General features: G+C 54.0%; 1 protein-coding gene. It reads left to right on the plus strand.

What is annotated here, in order from left to right:
• A partial coding sequence (locus tag Xedl_RS11515) for a non-ribosomal peptide synthetase (protein ID WP_143187426.1) occupies window positions 1-5,322 on the plus strand: 5,322 nt, incomplete at both ends.

Here is a 5,322-nt window from a genome sequence, read left to right on the forward strand (position 1 = left end):
TGTCATCGTTGAGCAGATCCCAGGCGGCACCAAGAATGTGCAGGATATCTATCCGCTGGCGCCTTTGCAGGAGGGCATCCTGTTCCACCATCTGTTACAGACCCAGGGGGATACCTATCTATTGCAGAGCCTGCTTGCTTTTGATACCCGTGATCGCCTCGATAGCTTCCTGAACGCCCTGCAACAGGTCATCAACCGCCATGATATCCTGCGCACTTCCGTCTTCTGGCAAGGACTGGAGCAACCGGTGCAGGTAGTCTGGCGTCAGGCGCCGCTGACTGTCCGTGAATTCACTGCGGCCACAATGGATGATATTCCGGCACAGTTACAGGCTTATACTGATCCGCGCCAGCACCGTATCGATCTGAATCACGCCCCGCTATTTGCCGCCGATATCGCCCATGATCCGGCACAAAATGAGTGGCTGCTGGCGTTGCGTTTCCACCATCTGGTCAGTGACCATATGACTCTGGAGCTGATTTTGGCGGAAATGGCGCTCATCTTGCAGGCCAATACCGAGAGGCTGCCAGCGGCATTACCTTATCGCAACTTTATCGCTCAAACATTAAGTGTGCCCGTGGCAGAGCATGAAGCCTATTTCCGCGCTCAACTGGCCGATATTGATGAACCCACCGCGCCGTTTGGGATACTTAAAGTACAAAGTGATAATAGTGTTATCAATGAACACCGACTTCCAATTGACTCCACGTTGGCAAAAGCCATTCGTTCCCAAGCGCGCCGCCTAGGGGTCAGTCCCAGTGTCCTGTTCCACGTGGCCTGGGCGCAAGTGCTGACTCAAACTTGCGGCCGCGATGACGTGGTATTTGGCTCCGTGTTACTGGGGCGCCTGCAAGGCGGTTCAGGTGCCGGCCAAATACTGGGGATGTTTATCAATACCCTGCCTCTGCGTATCTCTCTGGGCGGGCGCACGGTACAAGAAACCGTGCAGGAGACCTACCAAAACCTGACCACCTTGCTGGAGCATGAACAGGCGCCATTAGTGCTGGCACAACGGTGCAGTAGTGTAGAGCAACCGATGCCGCTGTTCAGTACCTTATTGAATTATCGTCATAGCTCATCGGGGGAAACCGCGGCGGCTGAGACTATCTGGGCAGGTATACGTACCTTGACCGCAGAGGAAAAGACTAACTATCCCATCACTTTGGCAGTGGATGATTTAGGGGATGGCTTCCAACTGACAGCTCAGACTGTCACGGAAATCGCACCAGAGCGAATCAACGCTTATCTGCTCACCGCCATAAGCGGCTTGATCGATGCCCTGATTCACCATCCACAACAAAGGATACGGGATATCCCCATTTTACCGGCGGCAGAGCGGCAACAAGTGCTGACCGATTTCAACGCGACTCAAGCCGATTTCCCACAAGAAACCCTGATCCATCAATTTATCGAAGCCCAGGCTGCGAAAACGCCCAATGCGACAGCCGTAATGTGTGGCGACCAGTCTCTCAGCTATGAGGAATTGAACCGTCACGCTAATCGTCTGGCTCACCACTTGATTGAACTGGGTGTACATCCTGATGATCGGGTAGCGATTTGTGTCGAACGCAGTCTGGAGATGGTGGTCGGGTTACTCGCCATCCTCAAGGCAGGTGGCGCTTATGTTCCGCTTGATCCAGCCTACCCAACCGATCGGTTGGCGTATATGCTTGAAGATGCTGCCCCAATGGTGTTACTGACTCAGACCACGTTACGCGATAAACTCGACAACACTTTACCGGTGATCTTACTCGATAACATCCTTAATAACCCTGAGCCATTCCTAAAAACACAATCGACTGATAATCCCGATACTCAGGCTTTGGGGCTGACATCACGCCATCTGGCCTATGTCCTCTATACTTCTGGTTCAACGGGATTACCCAAAGGGGTGATGAATGAGCACCGCGGTGTGGTTAACCGTTTACTCTGGGCGCAGGAGACTTATCAATTAACCCCGCAAGATCGCGTCCTACAAAAAACGCCATTTAGTTTTGATGTTTCCGTCTGGGAATTTTTCCTTCCCCTGATGTTTGGCGCCCAATTAGTCATGGCTCGCCCCGACGGTCACAAAGAACCGCACTATTTATTGGAAGAGATAGAGAATCGTCATATTACAACGATCCATTTTGTCCCTTCCATGTTGCACATTTTCCTCCATTACATTCCGGCCGGACGCTGCCTGTCTCTGCGCCAAATTTTATGCAGCGGGGAAGCACTGCCCTATGCCTTGCAACAGCACTGTCTGTCCCACTTGCCTCACAGTGAACTGCATAATTTATATGGACCAACCGAGGCGGCCATTGATGTCACTGCCTGGAAATGTGTTCCCGATCGCTATACCGGACAAGTGCCAATTGGACATCCTATTGCCAATATCCAAATCTATATTCTTGATGCCCGCGGGGAAATCGTTCCAATGGGGGTGGCGGGGGAAATATATATCGGGGGCGTCGGTGTCGCCCGCGGCTATCTCAACCGGCCTGAGTTGACCGCGGAACGCTTTGTTCCCGACCCGTTCTCAGCCACACCCCATGCCCGTATGTACAAAACCGGCGACCTCGGCCGCTGGCTGCCCGATGGCAATATTGAATATCTGGGCCGTAATGATTTTCAGGTCAAACTGCGCGGTTTCCGTATCGAACTGGGGGAAATCGAGGCCCGACTCACCCAATGTGACGGCGTGCGTGAGGCAGTGGTGATTGCCCGCGAAGATGAACCGGGGCAGAAACGGCTGATCGCCTATCTGCGTCCCGAAGAAGGGGGTGAATTGGTGCCCGCTGATTTGCGTCAGCAACTGACGCCGTATCTCGCTGACTATATGCTGCCCAGTGCCTTTGTCACGTTAGAAACGTTCCCGCTCACCCCGAATGGTAAACTCGACCGTCAGGCCCTGCCGGCGCCCGATTTATCGGCGGTCGTGGCGCGTGGCTATGAAGCCCCCATCGGGGAGACCGAAATCGCCCTAGCGCAGATTTGGCAAAAACTTCTGGGTCTGGAACAGGTCAGTCGCCATGACCATTTCTTTGAGCTTGGCGGCCATTCGCTGATGATTGTCAGTCTGGTCGAGGAATTACGCCATTTGGGCTGGCAGCTCGAAGTTCGCCGTGTATTCGCTTCACCGATCCTCACCGACATGGCTGAGGCTATCCGGCATGAGGCCAGCGCCTTTGTTGTGCCCCCCAACCTGATCCCCGCAGGTTGCACGGCCATCACCCCCGATATGCTGCCATTAGTTTCGCTTTCCCAACCTGAGATTGATACCCTCGTTGAGCAGATCCCAGACGGTGCCAACAATGTGCAGGATATCTATCCCCTGTCTCCCTTGCAGGAGGGCATCCTGTTCCACCATCTGTTACAGACCCAAGGGGATACCTATCTGTTGCGAAGTTTACTCGCTTTCGATACCCGTGATCGTCTCGATAGCTTCCTGAACGCCCTGCAACAGGTCATCAACCGCCATGATATTCTGCGCACGGCAATTTATTGGCAAGGACTGGAACAACCGGTACAGGTGGTCTGGCGTCAGGCGCCGCTGACTGTCCGTGAATTCACTGCGGCCACAATAGAAGATATTCCGGCGCAAATACTGGCTCACACGGATCCACGCCAGCACCGTATTGATCTGAATCACGCCCCGCTGTTTACTGCCGATATCGCCCATGATCCGGCCCAAAATGAATGGCTGCTGGCGCTGCGCTTCCATCATCTGGTCAGTGACCATATGACCCTGGAGCTGATTTTTACGGAAATGGCGCTCATCTTGCAGGCTAATACCGAGAGGCTGCCGGCGGTATTGCCTTATCGCAACTTTATCGCTCAAACCCTGGCTACACCAGCCGCCGAACATGAAGCCTATTTCCGCGCCCGACTGGCGGATATTGATGAACCCACGGCACCGTTTGGGGTGCTTAATGTACAAACTGATAATGACCTTGTTATTGAAGCACATCTCGCTATCGCCCCTGATCTGGCCAAAGCCATCCGTACTCAGGCACGCCGTTTAGGTGTCAGTCCGGGGGTGCTGTTTCATGTGGCATGGGCGCAAGTGCTGGCTCAAACTTGCGGCCGCGATGACGTGGTATTTGGCTCCGTGTTACTGGGGCGCCTGCAAGGCGGTTCGGGTGCCGGCCAAATACTGGGCATGTTTATCAACACCCTGCCGCTGCGTATCTCCCTGGGCGGGCGCACGGTACAAGAAACCGTACGGGAGACCTATCAAAACCTGACCACCTTGCTGGAGCATGAACAGGCGCCGTTAGTGCTGGCACAACGGTGCAGTGGCGTGGAGCAACCTATGCCGCTGTTCAGCACCCTGCTCAATTATCGTCATGGCCCATCGGGGGAAACCGAAGCGGTTGAGACCACCTGGACAGGCATACGTATTCTGACCGCAGAGGAAAAGACTAACTATCCCATCACCTTATCCGTGGATGATTTAGGGGATGGCTTCCAACTGACGTCCCTGACCGTCCACAACATTGCGCCAGAACAGATCAACGCCTATCTGGCAACGGCCATAAGGGGTTTGATCGATGCTCTGGTTCATAATCCGCAACAAGAGATCCGGACTATCCCCATCTTACCGGCGGCAGAACGGCAACAACTGCTGGTGGATTTCAATGCCACTCAGGCAGATTTCCCGCAAGAAGCGTTGATTCATCAACTGTTTGAGGCGCAGGCCGCACAACATCCTGAAGCTATCGCCGCTGTCTTTGAGGAGCAAACACTGAGTTATGGTGAGCTAAACCACCGCGCCAATCAGTTGGCTCATTATCTGATTGCGTTAGGGGTACGTCCGGATGATCGGGTCGCCCTCTGTGTCGAACGTAGTCTGGAAATGGTGGTCGGCTTACTGGCTATCCTTAAAGCCGGCGGGGCTTATGTGCCGCTTGATCCCACTTATCCGGCCGAGCGGTTGGCCTATATGCTGGAGGATGCGGCACCCGTGGCTTTACTGACCCAATCGGCACTGACTCAGTCAGCATGGCTCGTACAGTTTAACACCTTGCCCACGGTCTTACTGGATAACCCCGAATCGTGCCTGACAACACAATCTCTGGCAACACAATCGACTGACAATCCAGAGCCTCAAGCGCTAGGGTTGGCGTCACACCATCTGGCTTATATTATTTATACTTCCGGTTCAACGGGGCAACCGAAAGGGGTGATGATCGAACACCAGAGCCTGTGCAATTTGATAGTTACCCAGCAACCTGCCCTGACTCTCACCGCTGACAGTCGCGTCTTACAGTTCGCCTCAAACAGCTTCGATGCCTGTATTTGGGAATGTTGTATGGCCTTAATGGCAGGGGCCCGCCT

The organism is Xenorhabdus eapokensis (genome assembly GCF_001908105.1).